The sequence below is a fragment of the Lysobacterales bacterium genome (assembly GCA_014946745.1).
GTDB lineage: Bacteria > Pseudomonadota > Gammaproteobacteria > Xanthomonadales > Xanthomonadaceae > Aquimonas.
Genome location: JADCRD010000003.1, coordinates 388,300 through 408,871 on the forward strand (window position 1 = coordinate 388,300; position 20,572 = coordinate 408,871).

Below are 20,572 nucleotides of genomic sequence, written 5' to 3' on the forward strand. Positions count from 1 at the left end.
GCTGCGGGCGCGATCGCGAGGGCAGGTCCGACCGCACCGCCTGCGTGGCACCCGCTTTGCACAACTCCCCCCGCAGCGCCGCCGGTTCCCGGTCGCGCCCGGCGTCAACGCGGAGGAGACATGCCTAAATCATTGATAAACCTGAGCCGTCTTCTGTTCGCCCTGTGGGCGGCAGCGGCAATGTTCTGGCGCTCTGCGCGCCGCGCCGACTTTCTGGCGCTGCTGCGTTCCGAGCGAACGACGCACGCGAGCGCCCTGAAGGTCGCGTGCGCGGCGGACGAACGTTTCGCCCTCCTTCGCGCCCTCGGCCTCGCCGGGGCGTCCGCGGTTCCCGCGCTCAGCCCAAGGCTGGCCGCGGTTCACCCCCGGGCTTTGCACCCCGGGTCATGGCGCGAGCGCGGCAGCGCTCGGCTCGCGCCCGCAGCACCACGGCCTTCGGGCTGTTTGACGCCACGCGCAGGCGTGGGATGGGTCATCCAGCCGGCTAGGCGGTGCCCGTAGCAGACGGGGCACCGCAGTCGGTGCCTGTAGTTCTTTCATCTCCCCACAAGAAAGAGACTTCACCATGACTGACACACATCCCACATCGCTGCGCGGGCTACCGCCGGCACGGAGCTGGGGCAGGAGGCTGGCCTCTTCGGCTTCAGCCGGCGCGCTGGCGCTGCTGATCTCCGGATTCGCCCTTGCCACGGACAACCCGTGGCGCGAACAAGCCGAGGCACGGCCCAAGGTCGCCGCGCCCAAGGGTTCGCCCGGCATCACGATGACCCTGACGGACGACAACGGCGGCTCGCTGCAGATCGGCGAGTCGGTGACTGTGACTGCCAACGTCCCCGGGTCGCTGGGTGGCGGTGACTTTGACCTCTGGGCCTGCCCAGACCAGAGCCTGCTGCCCAGGGCCAACGGGGCGAGCGGCACCTGCATTGGCCCGAACATCCAGAGCCAGACGGGTGACTCCACCACCTTCACGCTCGACAGCCGATACAACAGTGCCTGCAACTGGTTCATCGTCGTTCACGACTACCCCAGCGGTGGCCATTCCACCTGGGTCGGGCCTTTGCTTGGCATCAGCAACTGCGGCAACTCGCTGCCGGGCACGCCCGCGCCGCCCGCGGCGCCCTCGGTGGCGCCGGCGACCGCTCAAGTGACGGTGGCGTGGACGGCGCCTGCCGACGGCGGCTCTGCGATCACCGGCTACACCGTTCAGCAGTCGACGAATTCAGGCGGGTCGTGGTCCGATTCCGTGGGCGCCTGCGCGCCGGCGACGACGGAGTCTTCCACCGCGCTGTCCTGCGTGGCGAGCCCGCTGACCGGTGGAACGAACTATGTGTTCCGCGTCAGGGCCATCAATGCAACGGGGTCTGGCGCCTACAGCCCGGCGAGCGCGACGGCCACGCCGCCCGCGATCAGCCCGCCCGATGCCCCCACCGCCGCCACCGCCACCGCCGGCAACCAGTCGGCTGCTGTGAGCTGGACGGCGCCCGGGAATGATGGCGGTGCCGCGATCAGCGGCTACACCGTGACCGGCACGCCCTCGGGCAGCTGCACGGCGACAGCGCCGGCCACGACCTGCACCGTGAATGGTCTCTCGAACGATCTCAGCTACACCTTCACCGTGGTCGCCACCAACAGCGCTGGCGACAGCCCGGCCTCCGCTGCTTCGGCCTCGGTGTCGCCGCAGCGCGCGGCCAGCACCACGGCCATCACCGGCACCACGGCCTCGCTCAACAGCGGCACGCGTGCGCGCACCAATGAGTCCTTCTCCGTCAGCTTCACCGTGAGCAGCTCGGATGCCACCGGGGTCGCCAACGGCGGCACGGTGACCGTCGAAGCGCAGACCTCCGGCGGCACGGTGGTGGGCAGCTGCAGCGCGGCCACCACGGCAGGCGCGGGCAGCTGCAGCCTGAGCGGCCTGAAGCCGAGCGACAGCGTGGCCCGCCTGGTGGCATCGCTGGCGCAGACGCCGCGTCTGCTGGCCTCACAGTCCAGCCCGTTTGCGTTTGACGTCACCCGCAGCAACACCACCAGCACGCTGACCAGCAACAGCCCCAGCGTGTTTGGCCAGGACATCGTGCTGGACGCGACCTTCAGCGCCACCGCTCCGGGCGCCAACCCGGTCACCGGCACGGCGCGCTTCGTGCGCCAGCCCGGCAACGTCACCATCGTCGAAGTGCCGATCGTTCCTGGCACCGGCGGTGCGCCGAGCACGGCCAGCACCACGATCAGCACCGATCCGGCGGTGGCGGGCTCGCCCTACACCTACAACGTCGCGATTCTCGACAACACCGATTTCATCGGCAGCAATGGCAGCCGCCAGCACACCGTGAATCGCGCCAGCACGGCGGTCACCGTCACCTCGATCGCCCCGGCTGTGGGGCCCGACATCCAGGTCAACGAGACCGTGACGGTGAGCGCGTCGGTTGCGGCAGTCGCCCCGGGCGACGGTACGCCGGGCGGCACCGTGCAGGTGCGCGGCACCGGCGGTGACGCGGCATCGACCACCGGCTGCGACATCACGCTCTCGGCCGGTGCGGGCAGCTGCGACCTGAGCTTCAGCACCAAGGGCGGGGCGACGCTGGTCTTCAGCTACGTCGAAAGCGCCAACTTCGCTGCCAGCAGCAGCAATCAGGCTGTCACGGTGCTGGGTCTGCCGGTCACTCTGAGCCTGACGCCGCCGGCCTCGTCGCCGTACTTCGGCGACAGCTACGCGGTCAACTACAGCCTGACCGGTGGCGCCGGCAGCTTCGAGGGCGCGGTCAGCCTGTCGGCCGCCGGCCCCACGGCTGCCACTGCCACCTGCGTGAGCAACAGTGCGCCGGCCAACAACACCGGCGTCTGCACCTTCGCCGGCGGCCAGGACATTGGCAGCTACACGCTGTCCGGCGACTACGCCGGCGACACCCAGGATCTCGCGGCCAACGCCACCGGCGCGGTCACGATCCAGGCGGCGACGACCGAGCTGACCGTGAGCACCTCGCCGACCAGTTCGGCGGCCGGCCAGGACGTCACCCTCGCGGTCGAGCTGACCCGCACCAACGGCAGCGGCCCGCTCGATGGCCAGATCAACATCACCGCCAGCGGGCTGACCAATGGCGGCGTTGCGAGCAGCGGCTGCACGCTCAATCTGAGCACGCAGGCCTCGCCCTTCACCGGCGACTGCACGCGCGCGTTCACCCTGTTCGGCGACAACCAGGTGGTGACCGCGGTGTTCGTGCCGAGCAGCAGCAACTTCGCCGGCGACACCGTGACCACCACGCACGACGTCACCTCGGCCTTGACCACGCCGAATATCGGTGCGGTGACTCCGTTCGCGCCGCAGGTTGGCGATCAGATCAGCTTCCCCTTCAGCATCGACGGCTGCGTCGGCGACTGCGACGGTGACGTGCGGGTCAGCGTGGGCTTTGGTGCGCCGGTGGTCTTCACTGCGCCCGTGGCCTGCACCTTCAACCGCGTCACGGGCGAGGGTGACTGCACGGCGCCGGCCAGCAGCTTCCAGGCTTTTGGCGAATACACCCTGCAGCTGGAGTTCGTGCCGGACAACGCCAGCGTCAACGACGCGGCCTCGTCCGACAGCGTGCTGGCCAATGTCGCTCGCCGTGACACCTTCGTGAGCATCGGTGCGGCGGTGGATCCGGTGCAGGCGGGACTGCCGGCGACCTTCAACGTCACGGTGTCGAACGACGGCGGCGACTTCTTCGCGCCGGCCACGATTCCTGACGGCACGGCCCGTATCTGCAGCAGCGCGGACTGCGCCGGCGGCGATCTCTGCACCAGCCCGATCGTGCTCACCGGCACTGCGGGTGACACCACGGGCAGCTGCCAGATCACGTTCAACGACGTGACCACGCGCACCCTGCACTTCGTCTACGCCGGCAACACCCACTTCGCCGGCGCATCGGACTCGACCCCGTTCCAGACCACGCCGCGCGACACCACGCTGGCGATCACCCGCGTCAGCAGCTTCACCAGCGGCACCAGCCCGGCAGCGAACGCCTTGGTGGGTGAGCGCGTCACCGTGAGTTTCGATGTGGGCGGCGGTGCCGGCAACATCGACGGCAGCGTGACCGTGACCGCCACCGGCCCCGGTGCAATCACCGAGACCTGCGGCGCGATCACGGTGAATGCGCTGAACGGCGAAGGTGCCTGCACCTTCCGCGTGAGCGACGGCAATGGCCTGGAGCAGGCCGGAGCGTGGAGCTTCAGCGCCGCGTTCGCGCCGAGCGTGGGCAGCAACGAAGCCGCGTCCAGCACCGGTGCGGGTGCCGCCAGCATCAACATCCAGCAGGCGAGCACGCAGCTGGTGCTGAGCAGCAGCCCGGCGCCGAGCGTGTTCGGCCAGCCGTTCACGCTGATCGCGACGGTGACGGCAGTGGCACCGGCCGAGGGCTACCCGACCGGTGACGTCAACTTCTTCGATGGCGAGAGCAATGCCATCGGCGTGGTGACGCTGACTCCGACGGCGACCCCCGGCGTGTCAACGGCACAGATCGCTAACCTGACGCGCAACGTCCAGCTGCCCAACGGCTGGCGCTTCGTCGCGGCGACGATCACCAACCCGAACTTCGCCGGCGCCAATGATTTCGGCTACGACCACCTGGTCAATCGCGACAGCCAGACCATCGAGATCACCGCCCCGGCCTCGCTGCCCTTCGCCCCGAGCGGAAGCTTCAACGTCTCGGCCGTGGCCCTTGCCGACTTCACCGCGGCCGCGAGCGGCCAGCCGGTGACGATCAGCGTCGGTCCGGCGAGCGTGTGCACCGGCGGTGGCACCAGCACCGCAGGCAGCTCGATCTCGATCAGCATCGTCGCCGGTGGCACCTGCGAAGTCAGCGCCAGTGTCGCGCAGTCGCAGAACTATCTGGCGGCGACGGCCAGCGCGGACGTGGTGATCACGCCGATCGACCAGTTCATCACCTTCAACTCGCTGCCCATCCGTCCGGCAGGCTCAGCGCCGTTCACGGTGAGCGCCACCTCGGACAGCGGTCTGCCGGTGAGCTTCGCCTCGGGTACGCCCACCGTCTGTACGGTTTCCGGCAATACAGTGAGCTACGTGGCGCCGGGCGTCTGCGAGGTCGTTGCGAGCCAGGCCGGCAATTCGAGCTACAACCCGGCGGACGATGAGATCCGCGACTTCGTTTACATCGCCATCGAGATCGAGGGCGACGCGATCGACGGCACGGTGGACGAGAACTATTTCGTCAGCTTCAATGCCACCAGCGATGGCTCGGCCAACCTGCCGTACACCTACTCGTTCACCGGCGATACGGTGCCGGGCGTGACGCTGAACGCCGTCACAGGCGCGTTCTCGGGCATTCCGACCACTGCCGGCACCTACACCTTCACGATCACCGCGACCGACAGCTCGGTGGCCGGTCCGGATCGCGTCGGTGCGCCGTACTCCGGCAGCCGCGAGTACACCATCACGATCGCCAAGGCACCGCAGGCCATCACCGGCTTCGCGGCGGCACCGACCAGCCTGGTCTATCTGGGCACGCCGGCGACGCTGTCGGCCACCGGCGGCGACTCGGGCAATCCAGTGGTGTTCAGCTCGCTGACGCCAACGATCTGCTCGGTTGCCACCAATCAGGTCACGCCGCTGCTGGCGGGCACCTGCACCGTGGCCGCTGATCAGGCGGGCAACGACGACTACGAAGCGGCTCCGCAGGTCACGCTGAACATCACCGTCGCCAAGGCCGAGCAGGCCGCGCTGACGGCGGCGGCAGCGCCGACAACGGTCGCCTATCTGGAAACCAGTGCGCTGAGCGTCACCGGCGGCACCACCGGCGGCACCGTGACGTATGCGGTGACGGCCGGCCCGAGCTTCTGCTCGGTCAGCGGCAGCACCCTGACCGCGAGCGCTGCCGATGGCACCTGCACGGTGACCGCGACGATGGCGGGCGACGACAACTACCTGCCGGTGTCGGATACGGTCGACGTGAGCACCATCAAGGCGCAGCAGGCGGGCTTCACGGTCGATGCCGATCCTTCGACGATCGCCTTCAACGGCACCAGCGCACTGAGCACCACCGGCGGCAACGGCAGCGGTGCGGTGAGCTATGCGATCTCGGCGGAAAGCGTGGTCAGCGGCACCAACGTCTGCAGCCTGAGCGGCAGCACCATCACCGGCACCGGCATCGGCACCTGTGACGTCACCGCGACCAAGGCGGGCGACGCCAACTACGAGCCGTCAACGGACGTGGTGGTGATCACGGTCGACAAGGCCAACCAGACCCTGACCTTCGTCACGCCGGCGCCCGGCCCGCTGACCGTCGGCGGTCCGGTGGCCAATGTGCAGGCCAGCGCCAGCAGTGGTCTGACCGTGTCCTACGGTGTGGCCGCGGGCAGCACCACCATCTGCGACGTCAACTCCAGCAACGGTGGCCTGACCTTGTTCACCGCGGGTACCTGCGTGCTGACCGCCAACCAGGCCGGCAACCCGTTCTACAACGCCGCGCCCGAAGTCACCCAGTCGGTCATCATCGAGCAGGCCCAGCCGAGCATCAGCCTGGTCGGCAGCGGCTCGCCGACCAGCCCGGGCGATTCGGTGACCTTCACGGCGACGGTCAGCGCTGGCTTCAGCCCGACCGGTACGGTCACGTTCCGCAACAACGGCGTGAACATCGCCGGCTGCATCGCGGTGCCGCTCTCGGGCCTCACCGCCCAGTGCGTCACCACGGCGCTGCCGCAGGGCAGCCACCCGATCACCGCGGTCTACAACGGCGATCTGAACAACCTGACGGCGACCAGCAACACGGTCACCCAGGTGGTGCTGACCGGCACGACCATCACTCTGAGCGGTTCCAACCTGGCGGAGGCTCGCTTCGGCCAGGTGGTGAGCGTCGGCTTCACGGTGAGCGGTGGCGTGGCACCGAACGAAGGCCTGGTGACCGTGACGGCCAGCCGTCCGGGTTCGACCGTGACCTGTACGGCGGCAGCTGCGACCGGTTCGTGCAGCCTGAGCGGGCTGGTCACCACCGGCCCGGCGCTGCTGGACGGCTACACCGTCTCGGCGGCCTATGCGGGTGATGCCAACGACGGCTCGTCGAGCACAGCGGCTTCGCAGACGCTGAACGTGCTGCGCTCCAACACCAACACCCTGCTGACCATTGCTCCGGCCACCAGCTCGCCCTTCGGCCAGGGCTTCACCCTGACCGCGACGGTGACCGCAGTGGCGCCGGGCAGCGGTGTCCCGCCGGGCACTATCGTGTTCCTGCGCGATGGCGAGTCGATCGGTGAGGTGTCGCTGAGTGGCGCGGGCGTGGCGGTGTTCAACGTGCCTGCGGGTCTGCCGGTGGGCAACTACGTGTACCGCGCCGAGTACGCGCAGACCACGAACTACCTGCAGAGCTTCGAGAACCGCAACTACGCGATCACCGCCAAGGCCACCACGACGACGATCACCGGCAGCTCGGTGAACCCGTCGGCGCTCGGAGCCAGCGTGAGCTTCAGCTATGCGGTGGCCACCAGCCCGTCCGACACCACGCCGACCGGCACGGTGGCCCTGACCGCCAGCACGGGTGAAACCTGCTCGGCGAGCGTGGCCGCCGGCAGCTGTGCGTTGACCTTCAACACGGCCGGTGCGCGCACCGTGACCGCGGTCTACGGCGGCGACTCGGTGCATGCCACCAGCACCTCGGCGGCCTTCGCGCACAGCGTCGACCGCGGCACGCAGGCGGCGCTGATCGCCAGCGCGACGCCCAGCGCCATCCAGTTCGGCGGCACCAGCACGCTGGCGACCACGGGCGGTACGGGCACGGGTGCGGTGAGCTTCGCTGTGACCACCGGCGGCAGCGTCTGCTCGGTCAGCGGCAGCACCCTGACGGGCACCGGCGTGGGCACCTGTACGGTCACCGCGACGAAGGCGGGCGATGTCAACTACGAGCCGACCTCGGCCACCGTGGAAGTCACCGTCAGCCGCGCGCCGCAGGCCGCGCTGGTGGTCACCGCGACGCCGGACAGCATCGTGTTCCAGGGCACCAGCACGCTGGCGGCCACGGGCGGCACGGGCACCGGTGCGGTGAGCTTCGCCGTCACCGGCGGCACCGGCACCTGCAGCATCGCCGGTAGCACCCTGACCGGCACGGGCGTGGGCACCTGCGTGGTGACTGCGACCAAGTCGGGTGGCGACAACTACCTGGATCAGACCGGCACCGTCACGGTGACTGTTGCCCAGGCGCCGCAGACCATCACCTTCGGCGCCAACCCGGGCCCGCTGACCTTTGCCGGCACCTCGGGCAGCGTCTCGGCGACGGCCAGCAGCGGCCTGCCGGTCAGCTTCAGCACGGCCAGCGCGGGCATCTGCTCGGTGGACAGCGGCACCGGTGCCATCACCATCCTCGGCGCGGGCAACTGCGTCGTGGCCGCCAACCAGGCCGGCAACGCCAACTACCTGGCCGCACCGGAAGTGACCCAGACCGTGGTCATCAACAAGGCCCAGCAGGCCGCGTTGAGCGCAACCGCGACGCCGCAGACGATCGTCTTCCAGGGCACCAGCACGCTGGCGGCCACGGGTGGCAGCGGCACCGGCACCGAGATCACCTTCGCGGTGACCGGCGGCACGGGCACCTGCACGATCAGCGGCAGCACGCTGACCGGCACGGGCGTGGGCACCTGCGTGGTCACGGCCACCAAGGCCGGTGATGCGAACTACGAGCCGCAGACCGGCACGGTCACGGTGACCGTCAACCAGGCGCCGCAGACCATCACCTTCGGCGCCAACCCGGGCCCGCTGACCTTTGGCGGCGCCTCCGGCACGGTGTCGGCGACGGCCAGCAGCGGTCTGCCGGTGAGCTTCGGCACCAGCTCGCCGACGGTCTGCTCGGTCAACGCCAGCAGCGGTGCGATCACCGTGCTCACCGCGGGCAACTGCGTGGTCACGGGGAACCAGGCCGGCAACGCCAACTACCTGGCGGCGCCGCAGGTCACCCAGATCGTGGTGATCAACCCGGGCACCCAGGCGGCACTGGTCGTCACCGCGACGCCGAACCCGGTGATCGCTGGCCAGACCAGCGCGCTGTCGACCACGGGCGGCAGCGGCACCGGTGCGGTGACCTACGCGGTCACGGCCGGTGGCGCCAGCTGCACGGTCTCCGGCAGCACGCTGACGGCGGTCGCCCAGGGCTCGTGCACGGTCACGGCGACCAAGGCGGGCGATGGCAACTACCTGCCGCAGACCGGCACGGTGGTGGTCACCGTCAACCCGGCCACGGTGGATCTGTCGATCGTCAAGACCGGCCGCTACATCACCAATGGCGTGGTGTGGACGCTCAATGTCGGCAACACCGGCCCGGGCGTGGCGAACGGCGCGACGGTGATCGACAACCTGCCGACCTCGGTGACGGGTGCGACCTGGACCTGCACCGGCACGGCCGGCGGCACCTGCTCGGTGGCATCGGGCAGCGGCAGCATCAACACCAATGTGAATCTGCCGGTGGGAGGCGGCGCGGTGTTCACCATCACGGCAACCCTGGTGAACCCGAACGCCGCAACGGTGGTGAACACCGCCAGCGTGGTGGCGCCGATGGGCATCACCGACACCAACGCAGCCAACAACACCAGCACGCTCGACCTCACGGTCGCGCTGTTCGGTGATGGCTTCGAGGGCAGCGGCAGCGCCTTCGGCAGCTTCGAGGCCAAGGCCAGCCTGAGCACGCTGCAGATCGACGGCGCTGCCGTCGAGCAGCAGCTGCACGGGATCGAAGCGCGGGACGTGGGCGTGTACCAGATCGACGGCAGCGAACTGCGCGTGCAGGCTCGCGAGATCAACGGTCTGGTCGAAGTCCGCCTGATCCAGCGCGAGGCCAAGGGCCTGTGGAGCAGCACCCGCTGGATGGAACTGTGGCCGGGCGACAGCGTGCGCCTTGACTACAGCAAGGCCGGCAGCGCGCTGCAGACCCGACTGGCGGTGGGCATGTAAGCCCCATCGCACGCGGTAGCGACACTCGGACGGGCCCGCGCAAGCGGGCCCGTTCGTTTTGGCGCCTGTGCAGGGCGGCCCGAGGCGCACGCCGCCCGCAGCGTCCAGGGAGGCTCTGATTCGTCGGAGCTTCCGACGCGCTACGGATGTCGCGCACGCGGATCGGGCACGTCCGTGCTTGATCTGCGGTGTCCGAGCGCAGCGAAGGCGTCGCCGCACAGCGGCCGAACGCGTGCGGACCCGCGCCGGACGCGCGATGTCTGAACAAGGCCCGGACGGAGTTGTTCAGACCTTCCCCGGGCGCGCGGCTCGCCGGAGCGGTGCGTCGGCCAACCGGGGACGGGCCGATCCCGTATCCTTGCGCGGCCTTTCCCAGCCCGGAGCCTCACCCATGAAAATGGTCACCGCCATCATCAAGCCCTTCAAGCTCGACGACGTGCGCGAGGCGCTGTCCGAAGTGGGCGTGACCGGAGTGACAGTCACTGAGGTCAAGGGATTCGGCCGGCAGAAGGGCCACACCGAGCTGTACCGCGGCGCCGAGTACGTGGTCGACTTCCTGCCCAAGGTGCGGATCGAGGTGGCGGTCGCCGCCGACCGCGTGGATCAGGTGGTGGACGCCATCCGCAATGCCGCCAACACCGGCAAGATCGGCGACGGCAAGATCTTTGTGCACACCCTCGACCAGGTCATCCGCATCCGCACCGGCGAAGTCGGCCCGGACGCGCTCTGAGAGACGGGATTGGGGGTGAGCCGGCGCGCTTGCGCGGCACTGCCGCGCGCGCCGGCGAACGCCCGAGCGCTGCGCGCGAGGGCCGGGAAGGGAGTCGGGAGTCGAAGCGACTTGCATAGGGTCGGTTTTGACCCACCGATGCTCGCGCCCTTGCGGAAATGCGTGTGGTGCCGCGCTGGCAAGCCAGTCTCCGGAGCGTTCGGAATTCGGGCAGTGGCTTTGGCGGGCGTTGGGCTCTGGTGGGGCAAGACCCACCCAATGGGCTGAGGCGAGCGTCGGGCTCCGGTGGGTCAAGACCCACCCTATGGCGCATCGAGGTTCAGTGCGGCCTGTGCCATCGCCAGTGCTTCGTCGAAGCCGGCGGCGAGGCCCAGCAGATTGGGATGCCTGCCGAAATCCATCTGTCGCAGGATCTCGCGTGGCTGGCCGTGCAGGCCGGACAGGATCACCGCTGTGCCCATCTTCTGGCAGCGATCAAGAAAGGCTTCCAGCGCGGTGACGCCCGAAGCATCGATCAGCGGCACCTGGCGCAGGCGCAGGATGAACACCTTCGGCGGTTCGCGGATCGGATCCAGCACCTGATCCAGCCGGTTGGCGACGGCAAAGAACAGCGGCCCGGAGATCCGGAACATCTCCACCCCTGCCGGCAGGCGCTGACGCGCGTCGGGTTCGTCCTCGACAGCGGCATCGTCGAGCGCGCCGACGCTCACGCTGCTGCTCATGCGGTGCATGAATACGAAGGCCGCCAGCACCACGCCCACTTCGATGGCCACAGTCAGATCGAAGGCCACCGTCAGCGCGAAGGTGACCAGCAGCACCACGCGGTCGCCCAGCGGCGCGCGCAGCAGCTGCTTGAAGCGATGGATCTCGGCCATGTTCCAGGCCACCACCAGCAGCAGAGCGGCCAGCACCGACAACGGTACGTAGACCATCAGCGGCGACAGCACCAGCATGAAGGCCAGCAGGAAGCCGGCGTGCGCCATACCGGCAATCGGTGAGCGCGCGCCGGCGCGGATGTTGGTGGCGGTGCGCGCGAGTGCACCCGTGGCCGGCAGGCCGGCGACCAGGGCCGAGGCCGCATTCGCCACGCCTTGGGCGACGAGCTCGGCGTTGGAGCGATGGCGCTGGCCGGTCATGCCGTCGGCCACCACCGCCGACAGCAGGGACTCGACGCCCGCGAGAAAGGCGATGGTGAGCGCCGCCGGCAGCAGCTCGAAGGTGCGCTCGAAGGGAATGCTCGGAATCGCGAAGTCGGGCAGGGCGGCGGGCAGCTGACCGAAGGTGCTGCCGATGGTCGGCACCGGCAGGGCGAGCGCGGCCAGGCTGCCGGCGATCACCACGATCAGGAAGGCCGGCCAGTTGGGTCGATGGCGCTTGAGCAGGGCCAGAGCTATCAGCCCGCTGGCGCACAACGCCGCGGCGGCCGGCTGCCAGCTTGGCAGGTGCGTGAAGTAGGCGGCCCAGCGCTCGAAGAACTCGCCGGGCACCTGATCCATGCGCAGGCCAAGGGCATCCTTCACCTGGCTGGCGAAGATCGACACCGCGATGCCGGCGGTGAAGCCGGTGATCACCGGCTGCGGCATGTAGCGCAGCAGCACGCCCAGTCGCAGCAGTCCGGCCGCGATCAGGATCAGCCCGGCCAGCAGGGTGCAGAGGATCAGGCCCTCGTAGCCGAAGCGCTCGATGACGTTGAACACCACCGGGATGAAGGCCGCGGTGGGGCCGCCGATCTGCACCCGCGAGCCGCCCAGCGCGGAGATCAGAAAGCCGGCGACGATGGCGGTGTGCAGCCCACGCTCGGGCGTGGTGCCCGAGGCGATCGCCAGCGCCATCGCCAGCGGTAGAGCGACGATAGCGACCGTGAGCCCGGCCACCAGATCGGCGCGCAGGTCGCGCGCGCCGTAGCCGCGGGCGAGCGTGGTGTACAGCTGCGGAACAAAGCCCCGGAAGTCGCTGGCGAGACGCCGGGGCATGCGCCTACTCCTGGGCGATGTCGGGTAGGCCGCTGGTCAGCCACCACTGCTTCGCCTCGGCGTCCCAGCGCCACTGCTCGCGCACCAGGAAGGTCCGCTCGACCTGGGTGTGGCGGTTGATCAGGCGCACCTCGACCACCTGCCGGATCTCACCCTCGCCCGCAGGCTCCTTCGCCTTGACCAGATAGCCGGTGAACTGGACCTGGGCAAAGCGTTCCCATTCGAGCTGGCTCATCGGCTTCTCGACGCGCAGCTTGGGATCGATGAACTCGTAAGCGCGCTCGATGTCGCTAAAGCGGATCGCGCCGGCGTAGCTGAACAGGGCGGCATCGAGCTTGTTGTTGTCGCCGCCCTTGGTGGCGCAGGCGCCGAGCAGGGCCATCAAGGCGAGCGAGACGAGCAGGCGCGGCAGTCCGAAGCGTGGCATCGCGGGCGGTCCGAAACGGCAGAGGGCGCCTGATTCTGCGGCATCCGCAGGTATCGAAGCGAGTTGCACGAAGGTCAAACGGCTCCGGCGCGCGCATAGGCCGGGTCTTGACCCACCGAACCCGACGCGCAGCCCATAGGGTGGGTCTCGACCCACCGCACCCGACGCGCAGCGCATAGGGTGGGTCTCGACTCACCGAACCCGACGCGCAGCCCATAGGGTGGGTCTTGACCCACCGCACCCGACGCGCAGCCCATGGGGTGGGTCTTGACCCAGCGCACCCGAAGCGCGCGCGGTCGCTGGCCCAGCCGGACGTTGGCTTTGCTGGGTTAAGGCCCACCCAATAGGCGGTCTTGGGTGAGGCGCGGTGGGTCAAGCCCACCGCATGGGCACAATTCGTTACAGTGCGGGCATGACGCCCGAACTTGCCCACCACATCGCCCTCGACGCCCGTCTGGTCGATGCCGTGGGGGCGATCCGCCTGCTGCAGGCGGTGAGCTGGCCGGTGGCCGAGCAGGAGCGCTTCCTCGAAGGCTTTCGCCGCGGCCAGCCGCGCTTGCCGGAGCCGCGCTACCGCAGCCGCGATCTGTCGGCGGCCCGGGCTGAGCTTTCGGCCATCCGCGATGCCGCCGACCCGCAGCATCCGCTGGGCCAGTACCTGCAGCGCAGCGCCGAGAGCTGGCTGCATGCGGCCTGGCTGATCGAGGCGGCCGGCAGCGAGGCGGCGAGCTGGCATTCGATCCAGCTGTTCGGTCGCCCCGGCGATGCGCTGCCGGGCTCGACCTACACCAACATCGACGCCGCCCGGCACTTCATCGAGATCGCCGACGAGGTCAGCGGCACCTTGCCGCCGGAGGACAACGAGGCCATCTACAGCGCCGAAGCCATGGCCGCCGAGCTGCAGGCCGCGCTCGACGCCTTCTTCGTCGGCCATCGCGTGCGCGTCGAAGTCGACCCCGAGCTGATCGCCAAGGCCGCGGCCGGCCCGACCCGCATCCGCCTGCGCGGCGGCGCCACCTTCAGCGAGTACGACCTGCGCCAGCTGCTGGAGCACGAAGCCTTCGTGCATTCGCTGACCGCGCTGAACGGCCGCGAGCAGCCGCACCTGAAAAGCCTGTCGCGAAGCGCACCGCGCGTCACCGCGACGCAGGAGGGTCTGGCCACCTTCGCCGAGCTGATGACCGGCGCCATCGACCTGCCGCGGCTGAAGCGCCTGTCGCTGCGCATTCTCGCCATCGACAAGGCGCTGTCGGGGGCGGACTTCATCGACGTGTTCCGTTTCTTCCTCGACTCAGGCCAGAGCGAGACCGAAAGCTTTGCCTCGGCACAGCGGGTGTTCCGCGGCTGCCCGACCGCTGGCGGTGCGGCCTTCACCAAGGACGCGGTCTACCTGCACGGCATGCTCAGCGTGCATACCTTCTTCCGCTGGACGATCCGCCACCGCCGCCCGCGTCTCGCGCATCTGCTGTTCGCCGGCAAGATGGCCCTGCATGACGTGTTCACTCTCGAACCGCTGTTCGAACAGGGCGTGATCGCCGAGCCGCTCTACCTGCCGCCCTGGGCGCAGCGCGCCAATGGCCTCGCCGGCGTGCTGGCCTTCTCGCTGTTCGCCAACCGCATCCGCATCGACCGCGTCGAGGCCGAGGACCTGACCCTCGGGCTCTAGCCCGACTCCGCTGCGCGTAGGCGCTCGCGCAGCTCGACTGTGCGGCAGTAAGCAGTGCGTGCGGCGGCCCCGGTCTTGTGGCACATGCTCCGGCTTCACGCGCGGCCGCACTGTCGCCGCGTCGCGCGGTGAGTGATCGACACCCCGCGCGCCATCCCTCCACCCCTGCGCGGAGAGCGCCATGGATAGACGCGAATTCCTCACCTACACCGGGCTCGGTGCCGCGGGCCTGCTGCTGGCCCGTCCCGGCCGCCTGATCGCCGCCGAGGCGCTCACCGATGGCCGCATCGATCTCGCCATCAAGAAGGCCCTGGCCGACCGCGCGCTCACCGCTGCCACCGAAGCGGGCGCCAGCTACTGCGATATCCGCATCGGTCGCTATCTGAACCAGTTCATCGTCACCCGCGAGGACAAGGTACAGAACGTCGCCAGCACCGAATCGATCGGCGCCGGCATCCGCGTCATCGCCAACGGCACCTGGGGTTTCGCCGCCACCAGCACGCTCACCGCCGACGCCATCGTCGCCGCCACGCTTGAAGCGGTCGCCATCGCCAAGGCCAATTCGGTTGTGCAGAGCGAGCCGGTGCGGCTCGCCCCGGTCAAGGGCGTGGGCGAGGTCAGCTGGGCCACGCCGATCAAGAAGAACGCGATGGAAGTGCCGATCAAGGACAAGGTCGAGCTGCTGCTGTCGGCCAATGCGGCGGCCATGAAGGCGGGCGCCAACTTCGTCAACTCGACGCTGTTCCAGATCAACGAGCAGAAGTACTTCGCCTCCACTGACGGCAGCTACATCGACCAGGACGTGCACCGCCTGTGGGTGCCGCTGCAGGTCACCGCGGTCGACAAGAGCAGCGGCAAGTTCCGCAACCGCGCTGGCCTGTCGACGCCGGTCGGCATGGGCTACGAGTACCTCGACGGCGATGCCGCAGAGCGCATCGAGATGCCCGGCGGCGTGATTGGCTACCGCAACAGCTACAACCTCGTCGAGGACGCTGCTGCCGCTGCGCGCCACGCGGTCGAGAAGCTGAAAGCGCCGAGCGTCAAGCCCGGCAAGTACGACCTGGTGCTCGACCCGCAGCACCTCTGGCTGACCATCCACGAGTCGGTGGGCCACCCGCTGGAGCTCGACCGCGTGCTCGGCTACGAGGCCAACTTCGCCGGCACCAGCTTCGCCACGCTGGACAAGCGCGAGGCCAAGTTCCAGTACGGCAGCGACAAGGTCACCCTGTTCGCCGACAAGACCCAGGTCGGCAGCCTGGGGGCGGTGGGCTACGACGACGAGGGCGTGCCGACCAAGCGCTGGGATCTGGTCAAGGACGGCATCCTGGTCAACTACCAGGCGATCCGCGATCAGGCCCACATCATCGGCGAGAGCGAGTCGCACGGCTGCTGCTATGCGGATTCGTGGAACGCCGTGCAGTTCCAGCGCATGCCCAATGTGTCGCTGGCGCCGGGCAAGGACGAGCTGACGCCCGAGAAGATGATCGAGGGCGTGGAGAACGGCATCTACATCGTCGGCGCCGGCAGCTTCTCGATCGACCAGCAGCGCTACAACGCGCAGTTCGGCGGCCAGCTGTTCTACGAGATCAAGGACGGCAAGATCACCCAGATGCTCGAAGACGTGGCCTACCAGATCCGCACGCCGGAGTTCTGGAACGCCTGCGACGCGGTTTGCGACGAGCGCGACTACCGCTTGGGCGGCAGCTTCTTCGACGGCAAGGGCCAGCCCTCGCAGGTCTCGGCGGTATCGCATGGATCGAGCACCGCGCGCTTCCGCGGCATCAACGTCATCAACACCGCCCGCAACATCGGCTGAGGTCCAAGGAGGACACCATGAGCATGTTCACTGAAGCCGAAGCCAAGGCCATCCTCGACAAGGTCATCGCCCTGTCGAAGGCCGACGAGTGCATCGCCACCCTGACCGGCAACCGCGAGGGCAACATCCGCTTCGCCCGCAATTCGGTCTCGACTTCGGGCGTGGTCAACGAAGTCAATCTCGCCGTGCAGGTCGCCTTCGGCAAGCGCAGCGGCATCGCCACCACCAACAGCTTCGACGACACCTCGCTGGAGCGCGTCGTGCGTCGCGCCGAGGAGCTGGCCCAGCTGGCGCCGGAGAACCCCGAGTTCATGCCGGCGGTGGAGAAGCAGACCTACACCGCCACGCCGACCTATGTGCAGGCCACCGCCGACATCGACCCGGCCTACCGCGCCAAGGTGGCGCTGGATTCGATCAAGCCCTGCAAGGACGAGAACCTGGTCGCGGCCGGCTACCTCGCCGACAACACCGGCTTCATCGCCACGGCCAACAGCCGCGGCAACTTCGGCTACCAGCCGCTCAACAACCTCGATTACACCTGCACGGTGCGCACCGCCGACGAGACGGGCTCGGGCTGGGTCGCCACCAATCTCGCGGATGCCTCGAAGTTCGATGCCTCGAAAGACATCCAGACCGCGATCCGCAAGGCCAAGGGCTCGGTCGATGCCAAGGCGCTGGAGCCCGGCAAGTACACGGTGGTGCTCGAACCGGCCGCGGTCTCGGGCCTCTTGATGTTCATGCTGATGGGCTTCGACGCCCGCCAGGCCGACGAGGGCCGCAGCTTTCTGTCGAAGAAAGGCGGCGGCAACCGCCTCGGCGAGAAGGTGTTCGACGAGCGCGTGAATGCCTTCACTGATCCCGCCCACGCGGACGTGCCCGTGCTGCCCTGGGACATGGACGGCCTGCCGCGCGGCAAGCACGCCATCATCGAGAACGGCGTCGTCAAGCACCTGAACTATTCGCGCTTCTGGTCGCAGAAGCAGGGCGTTGACCCGCTCGCCATGCCCGGCAACATCATCATGACGGGCGGCGACAAGAGCACCGAGGACATGGTCAAGTCGACCAAGCGCGGCATCCTGGTGACCCGCACCTGGTACATCCGCCTGGTCGACCCGCAGACCGTGCTGCTGACCGGCCTGACCCGCGACGGCACCTTCTACATCGAAGACGGCGAGGTGAAGCACCCGATCAAGAATTTCCGCTTCAACGAGTCGCCGATCATCATGCTCAACAACATCGAAGAGCTGGGCAAACCCGAGCGCATCAACGCCGGCGCCGGTGTCGGCGGCGGCCCGGGCATCGCGATGATGGTGCCGGCGATGAAGGTGCGGGACTTCACCTTCACTTCGCTGTCGGATGCGGTGTGAGGCCGGTGGCGTGCGCGCGAGCCCATAGGGTGGGTCTCGACCCACCCTATGCTCCGCTTCGGCCTCAGTGTTCCGATCCCATAGGGTGGGTCTTGACCCACCGTGAACTCCGCTTCGGCCTCGGTGTTCCGAGCTCATAGGGTGGGTCTTGACCCACCATGAGCTCCACACTCGCCCCGGTCTTCTTTCGTCGCTTCGTCGTTCGAAGCGGAGAGCGAGAGCTTTCGGTCCGTCCTTCCGCGCTCCCAAAGCATGGCCATCCATGGCCATTCCCGCGTGCGGCCGGCCCGAGTCACTCACTTTGAGTGGCCAAAGAAAGGTAGTCCAAAGGAAGGCCACCCCTCGTCCGCGCCCTTCGCGCATCCCTGCGCTCCGGGTTCGCGAGTCTCGGCCGGTGTTCGTGGACAGGCCATCCCTGGCCTGTCACGAACATCGCCGGCCTCCCTGCCGGCGCCCCTGCGGGCGGATCGTCCGAGCCTCGCCGCTCCCCAGGGGCCCCGTGGAAGAGCGCGGGCTCCTGCCCGCAGAAGCGGAGTGCGCTTCGTGGATGGCGTGACGCGATGGAAACCATAGAGGTTGATGCAGGTATGCGCGGCGGATGGACTCGCTGCTACCCACGCGGACTAGCGCAAGGCGGGAGCAGGCGATCTTTTGCCCTAATGCCCGATTGCTGCGCCATGTGAGACGGCGCAAAGCAACAACAGTGGGTGCTCGGCAAGGTTCGTTTTGCGCGCTTCGCCCGGCCCTCTCCCCAACCCCCGCCTTCGCTTCGCTCGGGCTCTCGGGGTCATCGGCTGCCACCGGCAGCCGATAATCGACCCCGAGCCGCTCCGTGGGGAGAGGGGCTCAATCAAGAGCAGCACCCCCCGCACCACCGCAACCCCGCTCTTACGAATCCCGAATCCCGAATCCCCAATCCCAGCTCTCAAATGCTCCGCCGCCATTTCCTCAAGCTCAGCACCGCCACGCTCGCCGCTCTTGCCGCGACCCGCGCGCGCGCCTTCCAGCCGGTCGAAGGCGAGTACGACTTCTGGTTCACCCGGCTGATGTACGCCTCGGGCAACTGGGACGTGGACCAGCGCATGCCGTCGAACCTGATCACCTCGCTGATCGACTACACCGGCCTGCGCGTCGACCCGGTCGAGCGGGTCATCCCGCTGGCCGATCCGCGCATGCTGGAGGCGCCGTTCTGCTATCTGTCGGGCCACAAGCTGGTCGAGTTCGATCCCGATGAGCGGCGCAACTTCGAGGCCTACGTCCGGCGCGGAGGTTTCGTGTTCGTGGATGACTGCAACCACGACATCGACGGCCTGTTCGCGCGCAGCTTCGAGGCGGAGATGGCTTCGATCTTCGGCCCGCGCGCACTCGCGAAGCTGCCGAACACGCATCCGATCTACTCGAGCTTCTTCAAGTTCGAGGGCCCCCCGACCACGAGCTTCGAACTGAACGGCTGGGGCGATGATCTGGTGCACGACTATCTCAAGGGCATCGAGCACGAGGGTCGGCTTGGCGTGCTCTACAGCAACAAGGACTACGGCTGCGAGTGGGACTACGACTGGCGCAACAAGCGCTGGCTCGCGGAAGACAACACCCGCTTCGGGGTCAACATCGTGATGTACGCACTCAACGGATGAGCCATGAACGCAACTGCCCTCGATGAAGCCAGCCTCGCCGCACGCCTCGAACGCCTGAATGCGCTGAAGACCACCATCGCGCGCTCGGTGATCGGCCAGGCCGAGGTGGTCGAGCAATTGCTGATCGCGCTCTTGGCCGGCGGCCACTGCCTGCTCGAAGGCGTGCCGGGCCTGGGCAAGACCCTGCTGATCCGCAGCCTCGGCCAGGCGCTCAAACTCGACTTCCACCGCATCCAGTTCACGCCGGATCTGATGCCCAGCGACATCCTCGGCACCGAGGTGCTGGAGGAAGACCACGGCACCGGCAGGCGCGTGTTCAAGTTCCAGCCCGGGCCGGTGTTCACCCACCTGCTGCTGGCCGATGAGCTGAACCGCACGCCGCCCAAGACCCAGGCCGCCCTTCTCGAAGCGATGCAGGAGCGCACCGTCAGCACCGCCGGGCAGACCTTCGAATTGCCGAAGCCCTTCTTCGTGCTGGCCACGCAGAACCCGCTGGAGCAGGCCGGCACCTATCCGCTGCCGGAAGCCCAGCTCGACCGCTTCCTCCTCTACATCCGCGTCGACTATCCGAGCCTGGACGAGGAGATCGCGATTCTCGATCTGACCACCGGCCGCAGCGGCGAGACGCCGCCGGCGGTGATGGAAGCGAACGAACTCATCGAGCTGCAGGCGCTGACCCGCGAAGTGCATATCGCGCCCGAGCTGACCCGCTGGATCGCGCGCCTGGTGCGGGCAACGCGGCCCGGTACCGATGCGCCCGAGCGCGTCAATCAGGCCCTGCGCTTCGGCGCGGGTCCGCGCGCTGGGCAGTCGCTGGTGCTGGCGGCGAAAGCGCGCGCGCTGCTGCAGGGGCGCCTCGCCGTCACCCGCGAGGACATCCGCGCGCTCGCCAAGCCGGTGCTGCGCCATCGCCTGCTGCTGTCCTTCGCGGCCGAAGCCGAAGGCCGCAGCACCGATTGGGTGGTCGAGGGCGTGCTCGATGCGGTGGCGGTGTAGGCGCGAGCGCCCGCCATGTCGCCGTACCCCATAGGGTGGGTCTTGAC

The 20,572-nt window shown here is 68.5% G+C and carries 9 protein-coding genes; 7 read left to right on the forward strand and 2 right to left on the reverse strand.

Translation table 11 applies throughout. The features are described from left to right. The first annotated feature begins 565 nt into the window (after positions 1–565). On the forward strand, positions 566–9,916 hold the full coding sequence (locus H4O13_17445) for an Ig-like domain repeat protein (GenBank protein MBE5317182.1): 9,351 nt from the start codon (positions 566–568) through the stop codon (positions 9,914–9,916). Positions 9,917–10,307: 391 nt separating this feature from the next. Beyond that, positions 10,308–10,646, forward strand: coding sequence for a P-II family nitrogen regulator (gene glnK / locus H4O13_17450; GenBank protein MBE5317183.1), 339 nt, complete (start codon positions 10,308–10,310; stop codon positions 10,644–10,646). Positions 10,647–10,948: 302 nt separating this feature from the next. Here glnK and H4O13_17455 read toward each other — a convergent pair whose 3' ends face one another. Next, a complete protein-coding gene (locus H4O13_17455) occupies positions 10,949–12,619 on the reverse strand; it encodes an STAS domain-containing protein (GenBank protein ID MBE5317184.1) in 1,671 nt (556 codons plus the stop codon). A gap of 4 nt (positions 12,620–12,623) precedes the next feature. After that, the gene (locus H4O13_17460) at positions 12,624–13,046 is read right to left on the reverse strand and encodes a hypothetical protein (GenBank protein MBE5317185.1); all 423 of its coding nucleotides are present in this window, start codon (positions 13,044–13,046) and stop codon (positions 12,624–12,626) included. Between the two features lie 412 nt (positions 13,047–13,458). Here H4O13_17460 and H4O13_17465 point away from each other — a divergent pair, with 412 nt between their 5' ends. The 5 genes from H4O13_17465 to H4O13_17485 all read left to right on the forward strand — a co-directional run bounded on the left by H4O13_17465 (position 13,459) and on the right by H4O13_17485 (position 20,525). Next, on the forward strand, positions 13,459–14,712 hold the full coding sequence (locus H4O13_17465) for a DUF1704 domain-containing protein (GenBank protein MBE5317186.1): 1,254 nt from the start codon (positions 13,459–13,461) through the stop codon (positions 14,710–14,712). Positions 14,713–14,893: 181 nt separating this feature from the next. Next, complete coding sequence (locus H4O13_17470; protein ID MBE5317187.1) at positions 14,894–16,528, forward strand: TldD/PmbA family protein; 1,635 nt, start codon at positions 14,894–14,896, stop codon at positions 16,526–16,528. 17 nt (positions 16,529–16,545) lie between these two features. Continuing rightward, on the forward strand, positions 16,546–17,895 hold the full coding sequence (locus tag H4O13_17475) for a TldD/PmbA family protein (GenBank protein ID MBE5317188.1): 1,350 nt from the start codon (positions 16,546–16,548) through the stop codon (positions 17,893–17,895). Between the two features lie 929 nt (positions 17,896–18,824). Next, positions 18,825–19,529, forward strand: a complete 705-nt coding sequence (locus H4O13_17480; protein MBE5317189.1) for a DUF4159 domain-containing protein — start codon at positions 18,825–18,827, stop codon at positions 19,527–19,529. Positions 19,530–19,532: 3 nt separating this feature from the next. Beyond that, complete coding sequence (locus H4O13_17485) at positions 19,533–20,525, forward strand: MoxR family ATPase (protein MBE5317190.1); 993 nt, start codon at positions 19,533–19,535, stop codon at positions 20,523–20,525. The last annotated feature ends 47 nt before the right edge of the window (positions 20,526–20,572 follow it).

Coding starts and splice junctions, on each gene's coding strand:
- H4O13_17465 (MBE5317186.1), top strand. CDS start 13,459: ATGACGCCCGAACTTGCCCACCACATCGCCCTCGACGCCCGTCTGGTC.
- H4O13_17485 (MBE5317190.1), top strand. CDS start 19,533: ATGAACGCAACTGCCCTCGATGAAGCCAGCCTCGCCGCACGCCTCGAA.
- H4O13_17480 (MBE5317189.1), top strand. CDS start 18,825: ATGCTCCGCCGCCATTTCCTCAAGCTCAGCACCGCCACGCTCGCCGCT.
- H4O13_17475 (MBE5317188.1), top strand. CDS start 16,546: ATGAGCATGTTCACTGAAGCCGAAGCCAAGGCCATCCTCGACAAGGTC.
- H4O13_17460 (MBE5317185.1), bottom strand. CDS start 13,046: ATGCCACGCTTCGGACTGCCGCGCCTGCTCGTCTCGCTCGCCTTGATG.
- H4O13_17455 (MBE5317184.1), bottom strand. CDS start 12,619: ATGCCCCGGCGTCTCGCCAGCGACTTCCGGGGCTTTGTTCCGCAGCTG.
- glnK (MBE5317183.1), top strand. CDS start 10,308: ATGAAAATGGTCACCGCCATCATCAAGCCCTTCAAGCTCGACGACGTG.
- H4O13_17445 (MBE5317182.1), top strand. CDS start 566: ATGACTGACACACATCCCACATCGCTGCGCGGGCTACCGCCGGCACGG.
- H4O13_17470 (MBE5317187.1), top strand. CDS start 14,894: ATGGATAGACGCGAATTCCTCACCTACACCGGGCTCGGTGCCGCGGGC.